Origin of the sequence: Asanoa siamensis (genome assembly GCF_016862555.1) — a bacterium.
GTDB lineage: Bacteria > Actinomycetota > Actinomycetes > Mycobacteriales > Micromonosporaceae > Asanoa > Asanoa siamensis.
Map to the genome: position 1 here is coordinate 21,236 of NZ_BONE01000041.1, position 14,967 is coordinate 36,202.

Genomic DNA, 14,967 nt, shown 5'->3' on the forward strand with positions numbered 1-14,967 from the left:
GGTCAGGACGAGCTGCTGTGGGCGGCGTAGTAGTCGCCCGGCTCGGTCATCTCGTGGACGAGCCGCCGAAGCGCGGTGTTCAGTGCCGAGTCGTCGCTGGTGAGCACCGACTCCAACGGCAGCGCGTCGACGTTCGGTAGGTGCGGCTCCCCGTCTTGATCAGGACTGCGTCGCATGGCCTCGTGCATCTGATGCCTCCATCCGGTGCGCTGGCGGGTTATTCGGTTCACGCGACGTGGTCCGCCAGAAGGCAGCCATCCGCCGCGGCGGGCCCGGATGCGACGCAACCATCGCTGAGACGCAATGAGCGGCCGCGGTGCACCCGCACCGCTGCGCCGCCATGCTCTGCGACCACGATACGTCGACATCCGTCGCTTCCCCAAGCCTTGCGTCACGGCAAGTTAGCTATGCGTAATGGGCTGGGAAAGATCCACTTTAAGGCGACAGTGGAGAAACGTAGATCAATTCTGTCGGCCTCCGGTCAATGATTGCGGATGGTTACCCGGTTGTGCGCGAATGTAGAATCGTTGACCTGACAGAAATTGACGTCAGTTGGCAGTGGGCTAGGCCGCCCGGTCGAGCCGTCGAGTGTGGATCAGGAGAGTGGGCGGGTGCCGCAGCATGATCTCCTGGCCGAACTTGACCTACTTCACCGTGCTGCCGGCCGGCCTTCCTATCGTCGCATCAGCAACGAAATTCGTCGTCAGAACCACATGCCTGACACCGTGAGCCACGAAACGGTGGGCTCCATTCTGCGTGGTGAGGCCCTCGTTCGCTGGTCCAAGGTCGAGTGCGTGGTGCGCCAACTGGCCGCGATGGCGGTCCACCGCCCGGATCCGGACGACGAGGTGCGTCGGTTCCACGTGCTCTGGACGGCGGAGTTCGATTCCCAGACCGCTGATCCGATGCCGCCACGACAGTTCGATCCGATCGCGGCGTCGGTGATCGACGCGGGGCGTGCGAGAGCGACTTCCGACTTCCCGTCACCGACCACCGCTCAGTCCGTCGTCGGGGCGAACGGTGGGCGATCGATCGGCATGGCACCGCAGCGGAACCGTGGCTTCACCGGTCGTCGCGAACTGCTCGAACAGGTGAGATCCAAGCTCGGGGAACAGCCCTGGAAGCCGCTGGTCCTGCACGGCCTGGGTGGCGTGGGCAAGAGCCAGCTCGCGCTGGAGTTTCTGCACCGGTACGCACGCGACTACGAGTTCGTCTGGTGGATCACCGCGGAGGACCCGTCCCAGGTCACGCCCGCGTTGGCGACATTGGGCGAACGGCTCGACTGGCAGTCCAGCTTCGACATGGCACAGACCGTCCGGAGCGTGCTTGCCCGGCTGGAGACCGGCGTTCCGCGCTGGTTGATCGTCTACGACAACGCCGGTGCGCCGGACGAGATCCGCTCGCTCGCGCCGCAGGGCGGCGGCCACCTGCTGATCACGACGCGGGACCCCGCCTGGCTGGCGATCGGCCGTCCGGTCGAGGTCGACGTGTTCACCCGGCCGGAAAGCGTCGAGCTGCTCTGTGCCCGCGGCCATGACATCGGCTTCGCCGAGGCCGACCAGCTCGCAGAACGCCTGGGCGACCTGCCGCTCGCACTCGAGCAGGTGGCGGCCATGCAGTCGGCCACCCGCACGCCGGTCGAGGAATACTTCCGCCAGTTGGACGATCGTGCGTTGCAGTTTCTCGAGTCGATGCCCCTCGGCGACTACCGCACCGCCATCGGCACGGCCTTCGTGGTGGCGGTGGAGCGGCTCAACGAGGAGTCGCCGACCGCCGCCGCCCTGCTCAGCCTGCTGTCGTGCGTGGGAGCCGAACCCATCTCGCGCACCCTGTTACGCAGTGGTGCCCACCGGGTGCCCCCACCGCTGGGGCGGCTGCTCGACCAACCGGACCTGCTGGACGAGACGATCTGGCAACTCCGCCGGTACGGCCTGGTCAGAGTCGTCGACAACGGGCAGACACTCCAGGTGCACCGCCTCATCCAGGCCATCGTCCGCGAGGCGATGTCCGTCGAGGAGCGTGCCGGCGCCTACGCCAACGCACGGCTCCTCCTGGCCGCGGCCAACCCTGGTCGCCCCCGGGAGCCGTTGACCTGGGACATGTACGCACGGATCGGCCCGCATCTGCGCGCCGCGCGCATGGTCGAAGCGATCGAGCGGGACGCACGGCAGGTACTCATCGATCACGCCACCTACCTTTCCGAGATCGGCGACTTCGAGGGCAGCCGTCGGCTCAGCGAGGAGGCGCTCGAGGCGTGGGCACCGGGGGCTGCCGACGACGTCCAGGTGGTCACCTGCCTGCGTCGGCTGGTCGCCGCGCTGTTCGCGCTGGGCCGCCACGGCGAGGCGTACCGCCGGGCCGAGGAGGCCAGGATGCGGCTAATCGACCATCCGGACTACGGTCGCGATCATCCAGCCACACTCGAGTTGTCCGATGTGCTGGCCGTCCTGCAGCGGGTGTTCGGCAGATACTCCGAGGCGCTGAGCCGCGACAGGGAGATCGTCGAGGGTTACCGGCGCACTCGTGGCGACAACCACCCGGAAACCCTTGCTGCCCGCAACAACCTGGCGGCCAGCCTCCGCGCGGTGGGCGACTTCCGGGCCGCGCAGGAGATCGACGAGGTGCTCGTCAAGACTCGGCGTGAGCTGCTCTCGTCGGACCACCAGCAGACGCTGCTATCCGTCTCGAACCTCGCCCGCGACCTGTATGGCATCGGTGATTACGCGGCTGCCCTGGATCTTCAGCGCTCCACCTGTTCGGCGTATCGTTCTCGGCTCGGAGACCGGCACCCGCTGGTGCTCGCCGCTTGGCGGACCATCGTGCAGGGTCTGCGGAAAACCGGCCAGTACGGTCCGGCGATCGAGGAGGGCCAGCGGCTCTTCGTCGTCGCCCAGACGCACCTGGGGGCGGACCACGAGTTGACGTTGGCGACGATGATGACCTACGCCAACACCCTCCGCGCGGCCGGCGATGTCTACCTGGCTTCGAACCACGCCGCCGACGCCGTCGATCGCTATCGCCGCACCTACGGCGAGCACAATCCCCTGACGTTGGCCGCGGCGACCAACCAGGCCATCGTGTTGCGCGCGGTGGGTGAGCGCCGCCTGGCCCGTCGAGTGGGCGAGGCGAGCCTGAGTGCCCTGCGACAGGTGCTCGGGCCCGACCATCCCTACGCGATCCTCGCGGCCACGGGTGTCGGCAACGACCTGACGCTGGCCGGTGAGCACGAGATCGCCCGTCGTCTGCTCGCCCGGACGTTGGAGGACGCCAAACGTATGTGCGGCGACCGGCACCCGGACACCTTGGCCTGCGGGGTCAACCTCGGCCTGCTGTTGCCCTCGGACCAGCCGGCCCTGCTCGAAGCGAGCATCGACGGGCTGCGGCGGTCCTTGGGCGCGCGTCACCCGGTGGTGGAGGCCGCCATGGCGGGTCGGCCGGTGGAATGCGAAATCGAGCCCCCACCGGTTTAGCGTCCAGAACGCGTAGGGAGACTTAGCCCATGATTGGCCGATTTGTCACTCCGTCGGCGATGAGGTGTTGACCCGTGGCAGAACCGCGGATGATCGGGATGCCGGCCAACACCAACAATGCCCTGTGGCCGAACGAGTCGCTGGACGTGCCGGCGTTGCGGGCCTCGGGCTGGCGGCCCACGCCGTTCCGTGACGTCGTGCTCAAGGTCCACCAGCGCTGCAACCTGGCCTGCGACTACTGCTACGTCTACACGATGGCGGACCAGACCTGGCGCGACCGCCCCCGGACGATGGCGCGCGCCGTCTGGCGTGCGGCCGCCGAGCGCATGGCGGAGCACGCCGAGGCGCATCAACTGCCGAGGATGCGGCTCATCCTCCATGGTGGTGAACCGCTGCTCGCCGGTCGCGAGACACTCGCCGCCCTGGTCGCGGACTTCCGCGCGGTCCTGCGTGACACGTGCGCGCTGGACGTACGGATCCAGAGCAACGGGGTCCTGCTCGACGCGCCGACGCTCGACCGATTCGTCGAGCAGGGTGTTTCGGTCGGGATCAGTCTGGACGGAGCACCGGCGGAGACCGATCGACACCGCCGCTTCCCCGACGGCCGCGGGAGCTTCGCCGCCGTGGATCGAGCTCTCCAGCTGTTGAGCAGCACCTATCCATCCGCGTTCGCCGGGCTGCTCTGCACGGTCGACCCGACCACGGACCCGTTAGCCTGTTACGCCGCCCTGTTGCGCTATCAGCCGCCGCTGATCGACTTCCTGCTGCCGCACGCCAACTGGTCAGAACCTCCGCACTGGGCCGGCGCATCCGGTCAGCAGCCGGTCGCTGACTGGTTGATCGCCATCTTCGACCGCTGGTACGACGCCCCACGCCAGGAGACCAGCGTCCGCCTGTTCGAGGACATCATCGCGTTGTCCCTCGGCGGTCGCGGCCGCTCCGAGCAGGTCGGCCTCAGCCCGGTGGCCGTCGTGGTCGTGGAGAGCGACGGCGTCATCGAGTTGGTCGACTCTCTCAAGTCGACCTACCCCGACGCCTGTGCCACCGGTCTGTCCGTTCTGACCCATGACTTCGATGCGGCGCTCTCCCACCCCGGGGTGGTCGCACGGCAGATCGGCCTGCGCGCGCTGGCCGACACCTGTCGTCGCTGCGCGCTCCACCCGGTCTGTGGCGGGGGGCATTACGCCCACCGGTTCCGGGCCGGCGACGGCTTCCGCAACCCGTCGGTCTACTGCGCCGACATGTTCGCCTTGATCCAGCACGTGATCGATCGGGTCCACCGAGATGTGTCAGCCCGGCTGAGGAGCTCCGCATGATCGATTTCCACCGTCTGGAGGCCGGTCGGTTCAAGGGACTTGGATCCGGGTTGGGCGGCACCGCGGCGATCTCGGACCTCGCGGCAGCGCAGCGCAGCAAACGCCTGCTCCTGCTGCGATACCTCGGTGAGGAGTGGCAGGGCGACGATGCCCGGCACGCGATCGACGTGCTCATCCGTGCCGACAAGCGGGATCCGAAGGCCGTTTCCGACCTCGTCGGCGATCCGCTGGTCGGCGCCTGGGCCGCCCGGACCGTGCGGCGCGTTCTCGGCCAGGTCGAGTCGCCGGTGCCCCTTCGCCATGACCTGGCGCAACTCGGCGCCTTGGCCGCGGCGGCGGCGCTACGGACCGGTGCGGACGAGGAGCTCCGGACCCACACGCGGTCCGGCCGTCTGACACTGCCGACCCTTGGCACCGCGGATCTCGGTGTGGACGGACCCGCGCTCGTGACCGTTGCCGGCGGTCACGCCACAATGTCGTGCGGTGGACGGTCGGTCGCCACCGACGACGACGAGCGCTGGTGGCCGCTGTGGCGGCTCGCCGCGGAGGCTGGCCAGGCTGAGGTCGCCCTGGTCCTGGAGGACGGCAACGCGTTCCGCGACTGCTACCACGCCCCGCCGGCCGATCGGCTGACCCAATACGAGGTTCACCAGTGGCAGGAGCTGCTGACGGAGGCCTGGGACCTGCTCGGCCGGTACGCTCCCGAGCGTGCCGCCGAGCTTGCGGTCGGGATGCGCTCGTTGGTGCCGTTGATCACCCAGAGCGACGGCGAGGCCCGCAGTGGCACGGCCCGGGACGCGTTCGGTGCGACAGGACTCACCCGACCGGGGTCCGCCTGGGATTTCGCGGTCACGCTCGTCCACGAGTTCCAGCATTCGAAGCTCAGCGCGCTGCTCGACCTGACGGCTCTCTACACACCCGGTGGCCTGGAACGACACTTCGCTCCGTGGCGTGAAGACGCTCGCCCGACGACCGGACTCATCCAGGGCGTCTACGCGTTCCTCGGCGTCTGCGACACGTGGCGTGCGCTGCGGGTGGCACCCGGCCTCGAGGAGCGGGCGACGCGGGAGTTCGCGAACGTGCGCCGGCAGACCGAGGCCGGCCTCGTCGCGCTGGAAAAGTCGACAGAGCTGACCCCGCTGGGGCGCGATTTCGTGGCCGAGCTTCGCGGCACCCTTACCCGTTTCCTTGCCGAGCCTGTTCCTCCGTCCGTCGACGCGGAGGCCGACGAATTGTTGGCTCGATTGCGCGGAAAGTGGAGCCAAAATAACTCTGGCGTTGACAACTCAGCGACGCTCATCTAGTGGGTAGGATTCTCTGCCGTGCGGCTCGTCGTCGGTGGCAGGCCCCATTTGAAGGGCATGAATATGGAGCACTCCGAGAGCCTCTCCGGCACGGCAGCCCACGAGCCGGCAGTCGCCAACCTGAGCCGCGTCTCGCTCGAAGCAGTGTTCCGCCCGGGTGACTCGGTGCTCGACAGCGTGTTGAGCCGTCTGCTGGCCACGGCAGGCGATCAGGGCGAGAATTACGCGGCGCACGGTACGACGCCAACGCCGTAACACTCCGGGAGTCGGATAGACGTCTCTCGGTGGCTCGCCCGCCTCGCCTACCCTGACAAAGGTGTTGGTCGCGGACGCACCGAATCTGGCCGACTGGATGCAGGCGTGGGGCAGCATCGCCGCCGCGATCACGTCGACGATCGCCATCGTGATCACCGGCGCGCTCCTGCGGCACGAGACCCGGGCACGGCGCGAGGAAAAGGAAGACGCGCGACGCGCCCAGGCCAGGTTGGTCGTCGTCGAGTGGCTCAACAGGCCGCGCAACGAGTTGGAGCTGCCGGCCGTCGCCACGGTTCGGGTACACAACCACAGCCAGGCGGCGATTTACCATGTCAAGGCGCATGACGCGGGGTTCGGCACGGCGCATCGCCTCGACCGTGGGCAGGACGTGCCGCCGGGCGGCACCTGCGAGTTGAGCTGGGAACGCGATGCCCGCGAACTGCGGGGTCGCCGCGAACCCCGCGTGGAGTTCATCGACTCGTCCAACAACCGGTGGTACGCGGCGCCCGGCGGCTGGATGAGCAACAAGGCGCCCGAGATCGTGCCGCTGCGACGAAGGCGGTGGTCCTTCCGGCGCTGACCTGCCCTCAGGTGGGGCCACCACAGATCGCCGTGTGAGAATCGGCGGCGTGTTGGTCCGGGTGTTGGGGTCGTTCGAGGTCGAGCTGGATGATGGCACCCTGGCTGACGTGCCCGGTGCGCGGCTGCGGGCCCTGCTGATCGCGCTCGCCCTCGAACCCGGCCGCGTCGTGTCCAAAGGCGCTCTCGTCGACTGGATCTGGGGTGAGAACCCGCCCGCCGACGCCGCCAACGCCCTTCAACGCCTTGCCTCCCGGCTGCGGAAGGCGTTGCCGGGCGGTGCCGTCGAAGGGCTCACCGGCGGCTACCGCCTCGCCGTCGAACCCGATGTCGTCGACGCCCTGCGGTTCGAGCGGCTGCTCGCCCAGGCCCGGCAGGAGGAGGGCCTGCCGCGGCTGCGGCTGCTGCGCGACGCGCTGGGCCTGTGGCGTGGCGGCGCCATGGAGGACGTCGGCCTCACCGACAGCGAGGCGTTCGACGCCGCCGTGGTCCGGCTCGACGGGCTGCGGCTCGGCGCGCTGGAGGACCGCTTCGAGGCGGAGGTCAGCCTCGGCCACGGCGCCGAGGTCGTCGCGGAGCTGACCGATGCCGTGGCCGCCAACCCGTTGCGCGAACCGCTCGTCGCCGCGCTGATGCGGGCCCTGGTCGCGGCCGGCCGCGATGCCGACGCCGTGCTCACCTACGAGCGCACCCGGGAGGCGCTCTCCGACGCCCTCGGTGTCGACCCCTCGCCGGAGCTGTCGGCCCTGCACGTCGCGCTGCTCCGCGGCGAGCTCGGGCGCCGCGAGGAGAACCGGAAGACCAACGTGCGGGCCGAGTTGACGAGCTTCGTCGGGCGCGAGGCCGACGTGGCGGCGGTGCGGGGGCTCGTCGCCGGGCACCGCCTGACCACGCTGATCGGGCCCGGCGGCTCCGGCAAGACGCGGCTGGCCACCGAGACCGCCCGTACGCTGGTCGGTGACCTGCCCGACGGCGCCTGGCTCGTCGAGTTGGCCCCCGTCAGCACCGAGGGCGACGTCGCGCAGGCGACCCTGACCGCCCTCGGCCTGCGGGACGCGCTGCTCGGCGCGTCGCCGAGCGCCGACCCGGTGGACGGGCTGATCGCCGCGATCCGCGAGCGCGAGGCGCTGCTGATCCTGGACAACTGCGAGCACGTGATCGAGGCCGCGGCCCGGTTCGCCGACCGGGTGCTGGGGGAGTGCCGGCGGCTGCGGATCCTCGCCACGAGCCGGGAGCCGCTCGGCATCACCGGCGAGGCGCTCCGGCAGGTCGAGCCACTGGCCGTCGGCGACGTCGAGACCGCGCCGGCCGTGCGGCTGCTGCGGGACCGGGCGGGCGCCGTCCGCCAGGATCTCGGTGACGACGCCCGTACCCTGGCCACGATGGTCCGGATCTGCCGGGCCCTGGACGGCATGCCGCTCGCCATCGAGCTGGCCGCCGCCCGGCTGCGCACGATGACCGTCGACCAGCTCGCCAGCCGGCTCGACGACCGGTTCCGCCTGCTGACCAGCGGCAGCCGCACCGCGTTGCCCCGGCACAAGACGTTGCGCGCGGTGGTCGACTGGAGCTGGGAGCTGCTCACCGCCGAGGAGCGGACGGTGTTGCGCCGACTGTCGGTCTTCGCCGGCGGCGCGAGCCTGGACGCGGCCGAGTCCGTCTGCGCCGGCGACGGCGTCGAGTCCTACGCGGTGCTGGAGCTGCTCACCTCGCTCGCCGAGAAGTCGCTGCTCGTCGCCGAGGCCGGTGCCGCGCCGCGCTATCGCATGATCAGCACGATCAAGGAGTACGCGGCGGACCGGCTCGCCGAGGCGGGGGAGTCCGACCTGGCCCGCCGCGCGCACCTCGACTACTTCACCCGGCTCACCGAGACCGCGGAGCCGCGCCTGCGCCGCGCCGACCAGGTGACCTGGCTGGCCACGCTCGCAGCCGACCACGACAACATCAGCGCGGCGCTGCGGGGCGCGATCGCGGCCGGCGACGCGCAGGCGGCGATGCGGCTCGCGGGCGCCGCCGGCTGGTACTGGTGGCTGGGCGGCCGCCGGGCCGAGGGCATCGAGCAGCTCATCGCGGCCACCAACGTCCCCGGCGAGGTGACCGAGGAGGTCCGCGCCATGGCGTACGCGATGGTCGTGCTCTTCGTGACCTCCGGCCGCGGTGACGAGACCCTGGGCGCCGAGTGGATCCACGAGGTCCACCGGTTCAACCAGCGCAGCGCGCACCGCAACCCGCTGCTCGGGCTGGTCGACCCGCTGGAACGCATGCTGCGCGCGCCGGGCGAGGGGATGACCGCGTTCGACTCGTTGCTGGACAACGAAGATCCGTGGGTACGCGCCCTGGCGCGCTGGCAGATGGGCAAGATGCGGATCATCCACGGCCAGGGCGGCCCGGAGGCGGAGGCCAACCTGGAGCTGGCCCTCGCCGAGTTCCGGGCCCTCGGCGAGCGCTTCGGGATCTCCATCGCCCTGAGCGAGCTGGCGGGCCAGCTGGCCCAGCGGGGTGAGTTCGCCGCCGCGTGCGCGCACCTGGAGGAGGCGGCCACGGCCGTCACCGAGATCGGCGCGATCGAGGACGTCATCGGGCTGCGTACCAAACAGGCCCTGCTCTACTGGCAGGACGGCGACCGGGAGGCCAGCGCGGCCGCCCTCGCCGAGGCGGAGCGCTGCGCAGAGGGCGTCACCTGGCCCGACGCGCTGCTCGAGCTGGCGCTGGCCCGGGCGGACCTCGCGCGTCGCGTCGACGAGCCCGCGGAGGCCCGCCGGCAGCTCGGCATCGCCATCACCCTGCTCGGGGACGTGGCCGAGGCGGCGCACATCCGGGCCGCCATCCAGGACGTCCTCGGCTACCTGCCCACGGACCTGCGCGAGTCCCGGTCCCACCGGCTGGCCGCCTGGCAGGCGACGACCGAGGGCGGCCACCCGCAGCTCACCGCCCAGGTGCTCGTCGGGATCGCGGACCTCGCCCTGCGGCAGGACCAGCAGGAGCAGGCGGCCCGGCTGCTCGCGGCCAGCGTCGGCGTGCGCGGGCTGCCCGACCGGGCCAACCCCGACGCCGTCCGGATCGAGCGGGAAACGCGACGTCACCTCGGCGAAGAGCGCTTCGCCGAGGTGACGCGGGAGGGTACGCGGGCGAACGTGGCCGAGCTGGTCGAGGCCACGTTCGCCGTCTGACATCAGGCGCGCTTCTTGAAGGTCGACAGGGACCACACGTACCCGACCAGGGCGATCCCGAGGCACCAGGCGACCGCGGCGATCGTGTCCCCGCCGGCCGGTGCACCGGTCAGCAGGCCCCGGAGGGCTTCGATGATCGGCGTGAACGGCTGGTAGTCGGCGAACTGCTTCACGCCGGTCGCCATCGTGTCGGCCGGGACGATCGCGCTGCTCAGGAACGGGAGGATGACCAGCGGCACCGAGATCATGCCGGCCGACTCGGGGTCCTTGGCCGCGAGCCCCAGGGCGACGGTGATCCAGCTCAGCGCGAAGGTGGCCAGGACGAGCAGGCCGATCGCGCCGAGCCACTCCGGGAAGCTCGCCGCCGGCCGGAACCCCATGATCAGGGCCACGCCGACGAGGACGGCGATGGCGATCAGCGACCGGAGCATGCTCGCGGCGACGTGCGCGGTCAGCACGGCACTGCGCGAGATGTCCATGACCTTGAACCGGTTGATGATGCCCCTGGTCATGTCGGAGTTGACGGACAGGGCGGTCCCGGACAGGCCGTAGCAGATCGTCAGGATGATCATGCCGGGCGTGATGTAGTCGACGTAGTTGCCGGCTATGTCGAACGCGCCGCCGATCACGTAGACGAACATCAGCATCAGGACGATCGGGAAGATCGCGCCGTTGAACACGGACACCGGGTTCCGCAGCGTGTGCTTGACGTTGCGGTTCAGCATGGTCGTCGCGTCGCTCATCAGTTGCTCACCTTTTCGCTGGTACGGCCGGTCAGGGCCAGGAAGACGTCGTCGAGGTCGGGGGTGTGGACGGAGAACTCCTCGACGTCGACCGCGTGGGTGTCGAGGTGGGTGAGCAGGGTGCGCACCGACTGCGCCCCGCCGTCGGAGGGCACCCGCAGCACGAGGTCGTCCTCGGCGTCGCGGGTGGCGTCGGTCAGCACCCGCAGCGCGGCGGCGATCTCGGCGTCACCCGCGAACCGCAGCCGCACGTGGCTGCCGGGGATCTGCCGCTTGAGCTCGGCCGGGGTGCCCTGGGCGACCAGCCGGCCCTGGTCGAGGACCGCGATCCGGCCGGCGAGCCGGTCGGCCTCCTCCAGGTACTGCGTGGTCAGGAAGATGGTGACGCCCTCGCCCACGAGCTGGCGGATGGTGTCCCACATGATCCGCCGGCTGCGCGGGTCCAGGCCGGTCGTCGGCTCGTCGAGGAAGATGATCCGCGGCTTGCCGACCAGGGTCATCGCCAGGTCAAGCTTCCGGCGCATGCCACCGGAGTAGGTGGACGCCATCTTCTGCGCCGACTCCGTCAGGTCGAACCGCTCCAGCAGCTCCTCGACGACCCGCTTGCCCTGCGCACCGGGCATCCGCTTGAGGTCGGCCATCAGCTGCAGGTTCTCGCGACCGGTCAGCAGGTCGTCCACGGCCGCGAACTGGCCGGTGACGCCGATGGCCGCGCGGACCGCCTTGGTCTCCGTGACCACGTCGTGGCCCGCGACGCGTACCGTGCCCGCGTCCGCTTTCATCAGGGTGGTCAGCACGTTGACCGTGGTGGTCTTGCCGGCCCCGTTGGGGCCCAGGAGGGAGAAGATGGTTCCGGCGGCGACCTCGAGGTCGATGCCGTCGAGAACGACCTTGTCGCCGTACGCCTTCCGCAGCCCGGAGGCTTCGATCGCTGAGCTCGTCATGCGGACAACGATCGGTGGCGCCCCCGCCACCCGCCTGACACGCCGCTGACACGGCCGCCCGCCGGTGTCAGGGGTCAGTCGTCGCCGATGTCCGCGAGGATCCGCCGCGCCTCGGCTTCGTCGTCAGGAGCGACCGTCACCCGTACGCCGTCCTGCTGCAGTTGCGGTTCCAGGCCGCCGGCGTCGTCCGCGATGTAGTTGGCCCGCAGGCCGTGGCTGCGCAGCAGGCCCACGGCCAGTTCGGCCTCGATGCGGCTGCCGACGATCGCGACGGTAACCGGCGCATTTTCCACCAAACCAGCGTAGGTGATTCGCGTTTGCGCCCGCCGGCGATCGGGTCGGTGCGAAAATGGGCTCTTGCCAGTCGGTCAGCTGGTTTCGCGCTGACGACCGACCACCCGCCGGTGCTCCGGCGCCGGTCGACTCCTGGCAGGTGAATGCCTTGTCTGACGACAACGAAATCTACCCGTTCCGGCTCGACACGACGAAGGAAGCCCTGGCCGACCTGCACGACAGGGTCGCGGCCACGCGCTGGCCCAGTCGGGAGCTGGTCGACGACCGCTCCCAGGGCGTGCAGCTGGCGACGGCGCAGGCACTCGCCCGCTACTGGACGACCGACTACGACTGGCACGCGTTCGAGGCGCGGCTCAACGACCTACCGCAGTTCGTGACGACGATCGACGGCGTCGAGATCCATTTCATCCACGTACGGTCGCCGCACGAGGACGCCCTGCCGCTGATCATGACGCACGGCTGGCCGGGCTCGGTCGCCGAGCTGCTCGGCTCCATCGGCCCGCTGACCGACCCGACCGCGTACGGGGGAGAGGCCTCGGACGCCTTCCATCTCGTGCTGCCGTCGCTGCCCGGCTACGGGTTCTCGGGCGAGCCCACCGCGCTGGGTTGGGAGAACGGCCCGATCGCGCAGGCGTGGGCGGAGCTGATGCGCCGCCTGGGCTACACCCGTTACGTCGCCCAGGGCGGCGACGTGGGCGCGGCGGTCACGGATGCCATGGGGCGCCAGGGACCCGACGGGCTGCTCGGCATCCACGTCAACCTGCTCGCCCTGGCGATCGGCATCAAGGACATGCTGCCGGCCGACACCGACCAGGAGAAGGCGGCGCACGAGGCGCTCGGCCTGTTCATGACGGACGGCTTCGGCTACTTCCTGGAGATGTCGACCCGGCCGCAGACGATCGGTTACTCCCTTTTGGACTCACCGATCGGGCTCGCGTCGTGGATGCTCGACCACGACACGGACAGCTACTACAAGATGTCCCGCGCGTTCGTCTCCGGCGAGACGGCGGGCGGGCTCACCCGCGACAGCATCCTCGACAACATCACGCTCTACTGGCTGACCGGCACGGGCGCCTCGGCCGCCCGGTGGTACTGGGAGTTCGGCCGGTTCCTGGCGGCCCACCAGGGGCCTCCGCCACCCGTCCAGGTGCCGGTGGGCTTCACGACGTTCCCGGGCGAGATCTGGGCGTGCCCGCGCAGCTGGGTCGAGGCGGTCTACCCGACGATGTCGTACTTCAACGAGGTCGACCGCGGCGGCCACTTCGCGGCGTGGGAGGAGCCCGAACTGTTCGCGTCGGAGCTGCGGGCGGCGTTCCGCTCGCTGCGCTAGGTCTTTCGCGCGACGGGCTGCCGCAGAACGGTCCGCAGCTTCGCCGGCTCCGTCTTGCGCGGATCGCTCAGGTAGACCTCGTGGTGCGGACCGTTGAAGGCGAGGCCGTTGCCCGGCATGAACTCGTGATGGAGGCGATGGAGCAGGGGACCTTCGTCGTCGTACGAGCCGACGTGCAGGGCCTGGACCGACAGGCCTTCCGGGTACCGCTCGAGCCGTGGTCGTCGGGTCGGGTTCTTCGACTCGACGGCCACGTCCACCATGTCCTGGGTGATCCAGTCGGGCTGGTGGATCATCATGGTCCACTCCCAGTCGTCCTTGACCCGGCTGACGAACTTCGCGGGATCGTCGGCGGTCCACAGCCCTTCCAGGGGAGCGACCACGTAGTCGCGGTCGAGCAGCCTCTTGCTGGCGAACTTGACGGCATAGCTCACGGCGTACAGCGCGGCCACGGCTTCGGCATAGGCGTCGCTGGTGTTGGGATCACCTGTGCCGTCCACCATCAGGAACGCCAACTCCGGCACGTCGACGAGATGGAAGGCGCCGGCCCGCGGCGCGTAGAGATCCTTGCGGTCGCGCTTGATGTCGGACTTGGTCACACCGGTCATTCTGCCGGTCACGGTTGACGCAACCATCTGGTTGCTATACGTTTATAGCAACCAACGAGTTGCACTGGAGGTTTCGCCATGAACGACCAGACTCCTGCCCCGGCGCTCCCGCCCGTGGTCGACCGCGAGACCTGGATGGCGGCGCGCTCGGCATTGCTCGCGCGGGAGAAGGCGCACACGCGCGAGGGAGACGCGATCGCGGCGGCCCGCCGCCGGCTGCCGATGGTCGAGGTCGACGCGAGCATCGAGATCGTCGGCCCCGACGGCCCGGTCACGATCCTCGACGTCTTCGAGGGCCGCAAACAGCTCATCGCCTACTTCCACGCGTGGTGGCCGGGCAAGTCCGCCGCGGAGCAGTGCGAGGGCTGCACGTTCTTCAACAGCCAGGTCCGTGAGCTGTCCTATGTGCACTCGCGCGACATCACGTACGCGACGTTCTGCAAGGGCCCGTTCGAGGAGAGCATCCGCTACAGGGACTTCCTGGGCTTGGACATGCCCTGGTACTCGGCTTTGGAGTCGGCGCCCCAACTCCTGGAGGGCCGCGACTGGCAACGCCACCACCTGGTCTTCTACGTCCGCGACGGTTCCCGGGTGTTCGAGACCTACTACACGGGCGGCCGCGGCGTCGAGATCATGGCGCCGACTCTGGGCTTGTGGGACATGACGGTCTACGGCCGCCAGGAGGCCTGGGAGGACTCGCCGGACGGTTGGCCGCAGCCGTGGGGCGACGCCCGAAACCCGGAGGTCTGGCGCTCGAACGGCCGCCCGATCGTCCACTGGCCCCGCATCGAGGCCGGCCACTCAGACGCACTGGGCTGAGGCGCCGTTGAGGCCATGCAGTTGACTCAGCGGTCACTGACTCAATGACGGAGGGTTGTGGCGAGCCACCTCGCGGCGCATCATCTCGGCGCGTTCGCTCAGGCCGGAGTCATCGCGCGGTCCCGGTCCGAAGGCGGC

The 14,967-nt window shown here is 69.9% G+C and carries 13 protein-coding genes; 8 read left to right on the forward strand and 5 right to left on the reverse strand.

Annotated elements, in window-relative coordinates; translation table 11 throughout:
* Nucleotides 1-2: 2 nt before the first annotated feature.
* On the reverse strand, nt 3-188 hold the full coding sequence (gene fxsA / locus Asi02nite_RS23950; protein WP_203716146.1) for an FxSxx-COOH cyclophane-containing RiPP peptide: 186 nt from the start codon (nt 186-188) through the stop codon (nt 3-5).
* A 423-nt stretch (nt 189-611) separates the two neighbouring features.
* Between fxsA and fxsT the strand changes: the two genes are divergently transcribed.
* The 6 genes from fxsT to Asi02nite_RS23980 all read left to right on the forward strand — a co-directional run bounded on the left by fxsT (nt 612) and on the right by Asi02nite_RS23980 (nt 10,091).
* Nucleotides 612-3,470, forward strand: coding sequence for an FxSxx-COOH system tetratricopeptide repeat protein (gene fxsT, locus Asi02nite_RS23955; protein ID WP_203716147.1), 2,859 nt, complete (start codon nt 612-614; stop codon nt 3,468-3,470).
* A gap of 74 nt (nt 3,471-3,544) precedes the next feature.
* On the forward strand, nt 3,545-4,786 hold the full coding sequence (locus tag Asi02nite_RS23960; RefSeq protein WP_239127002.1) for an FxsB family cyclophane-forming radical SAM/SPASM peptide maturase: 1,242 nt from the start codon (nt 3,545-3,547) through the stop codon (nt 4,784-4,786).
* Nucleotides 4,783-6,090, forward strand: a complete 1,308-nt coding sequence (locus Asi02nite_RS23965) for an HEXXH motif domain-containing protein (protein ID WP_203716148.1) — start codon at nt 4,783-4,785, stop codon at nt 6,088-6,090. Before Asi02nite_RS23960 ends, Asi02nite_RS23965 begins: the two co-directional genes overlap by 4 nt.
* An 18-nt stretch (nt 6,091-6,108) precedes the next feature.
* Nucleotides 6,109-6,345 carry a hypothetical protein gene (locus tag Asi02nite_RS23970; RefSeq protein ID WP_203716149.1) on the forward strand — a complete coding sequence of 79 codons (237 nt, stop codon included), beginning with the start codon at nt 6,109-6,111 and terminating at the stop codon, nt 6,343-6,345.
* A gap of 64 nt (nt 6,346-6,409) precedes the next feature.
* On the forward strand, nt 6,410-6,925 hold the full coding sequence (locus Asi02nite_RS23975; protein WP_203716150.1) for a hypothetical protein: 516 nt from the start codon (nt 6,410-6,412) through the stop codon (nt 6,923-6,925).
* Between the two features lie 49 nt (nt 6,926-6,974).
* The gene (locus Asi02nite_RS23980; RefSeq protein ID WP_203716151.1) at nt 6,975-10,091 is read left to right on the forward strand and encodes an ATP-binding protein; all 3,117 of its coding nucleotides are present in this window, start codon (nt 6,975-6,977) and stop codon (nt 10,089-10,091) included.
* 2 nt (nt 10,092-10,093) lie between these two features.
* On the opposite strand, the gene Asi02nite_RS23985 is transcribed toward Asi02nite_RS23980, so the two are convergent.
* The 3 genes from Asi02nite_RS23985 to Asi02nite_RS23995 all read right to left on the reverse strand — a co-directional run bounded on the left by Asi02nite_RS23985 (nt 10,094) and on the right by Asi02nite_RS23995 (nt 12,071).
* Nucleotides 10,094-10,834 carry an ABC transporter permease gene (locus Asi02nite_RS23985; RefSeq protein ID WP_203716152.1) on the reverse strand — a complete coding sequence of 247 codons (741 nt, stop codon included), beginning with the start codon at nt 10,832-10,834 and terminating at the stop codon, nt 10,094-10,096.
* Complete coding sequence (locus Asi02nite_RS23990; RefSeq protein ID WP_203716153.1) at nt 10,834-11,778, reverse strand: ATP-binding cassette domain-containing protein; 945 nt, start codon at nt 11,776-11,778, stop codon at nt 10,834-10,836. Before Asi02nite_RS23990 ends, Asi02nite_RS23985 begins: the two co-directional genes overlap by 1 nt.
* Nucleotides 11,779-11,852: 74 nt before the next feature.
* Entirely contained in the window at nt 11,853-12,071 is a 219-nt protein-coding gene (locus Asi02nite_RS23995; protein WP_203716154.1) for a putative signal transducing protein, read from the reverse strand.
* A gap of 149 nt (nt 12,072-12,220) precedes the next feature.
* Between Asi02nite_RS23995 and Asi02nite_RS24000 the strand changes: the two genes are divergently transcribed.
* Nucleotides 12,221-13,402, forward strand: a complete 1,182-nt coding sequence (locus Asi02nite_RS24000; RefSeq protein WP_373312320.1) for an epoxide hydrolase family protein — start codon at nt 12,221-12,223, stop codon at nt 13,400-13,402.
* On the opposite strand, the gene Asi02nite_RS24005 is transcribed toward Asi02nite_RS24000, so the two are convergent.
* Nucleotides 13,399-14,001: a GyrI-like domain-containing protein gene (locus Asi02nite_RS24005; protein ID WP_373312321.1), complete on the reverse strand. Its 603-nt coding sequence runs from the start codon at nt 13,999-14,001 to the stop codon at nt 13,399-13,401. The two genes, Asi02nite_RS24000 and Asi02nite_RS24005, sit on opposite strands and share 4 nt — an antisense overlap.
* A gap of 87 nt (nt 14,002-14,088) precedes the next feature.
* Between Asi02nite_RS24005 and Asi02nite_RS24010 the strand changes: the two genes are divergently transcribed.
* Nucleotides 14,089-14,829 carry a DUF899 family protein gene (locus tag Asi02nite_RS24010; protein ID WP_203716157.1) on the forward strand — a complete coding sequence of 247 codons (741 nt, stop codon included), beginning with the start codon at nt 14,089-14,091 and terminating at the stop codon, nt 14,827-14,829.
* Nucleotides 14,830-14,967: the final 138 nt, after the last annotated feature.

Bases quoted from the DNA above. Each gene is read 5' to 3' on its own strand.
- fxsA (WP_203716146.1), bottom strand. From the start codon at position 188: ATGCACGAGGCCATGCGACGCAGTCCTGATCAAGACGGGGAGCCGCAC.
- Asi02nite_RS23965 (WP_203716148.1), top strand. From the start codon at position 4,783: ATGATCGATTTCCACCGTCTGGAGGCCGGTCGGTTCAAGGGACTTGGA.
- Asi02nite_RS23985 (WP_203716152.1), bottom strand. From the start codon at position 10,834: ATGAGCGACGCGACGACCATGCTGAACCGCAACGTCAAGCACACGCTG.
- Asi02nite_RS23990 (WP_203716153.1), bottom strand. From the start codon at position 11,778: ATGACGAGCTCAGCGATCGAAGCCTCCGGGCTGCGGAAGGCGTACGGC.
- Asi02nite_RS24010 (WP_203716157.1), top strand. From the start codon at position 14,089: ATGAACGACCAGACTCCTGCCCCGGCGCTCCCGCCCGTGGTCGACCGC.